This is a genomic window from Pseudomonas brassicacearum (assembly GCF_003732265.1).
In the GTDB taxonomy this organism is placed as follows: Bacteria; Pseudomonadota; Gammaproteobacteria; order Pseudomonadales; family Pseudomonadaceae; genus Aquipseudomonas; species Aquipseudomonas brassicacearum_D.
The window spans coordinates 1-425 of the sequence record NZ_MOBK01000058.1; the positions used below are offsets into that span (position 1 = coordinate 1).

Genomic DNA, 425 nt, shown 5'->3' on the forward strand with positions numbered 1-425 from the left:
GAGAATCGCTATCGACGACTTTGGCGCCGGCTACTCGCAACTGGATCGGGTGCTGGCGTTGCAACCGGACATTCTCAAACTCGATATGCGTCTGTTTCAGGCCGCGGCACTGGGCGGGCCGAGCAGCGACGTGGTCAAGGCACTCGCGCAGATGGCCGAGAAGACCGGTTGCTGGATCATTGCTGAAGGCGTCGAGACCGAAGCGCAATTGAATTTCGCCCTCGAATGCGGATCGCGCTATGTACAGGGATTCCTGTTCGCACGGGCGCAAGAAGAGTTCTTCGCCGCCGATGCGTTTGTGCAACGCTTCGCCGAACTGCGCCAGCGCTATGTCCGGCAGAAGCTCGCCGAGCGCGGGCGGCTGATGCAAATGCGCCAGCAACTCGCGGAACTGATGTCGATCCTGCAAGCCTGGGCTCAGGCCC

The 425-nt window shown here is 61.4% G+C and carries 1 protein-coding gene; it reads left to right on the forward strand.

Translation table 11 applies throughout. The features are described 5' to 3' along the window. Positions 1-425, forward strand: a 425-nt coding sequence (locus tag BK660_RS30020) for an EAL domain-containing protein (protein ID WP_148057479.1), incomplete at both ends; no start/stop codon positions are given.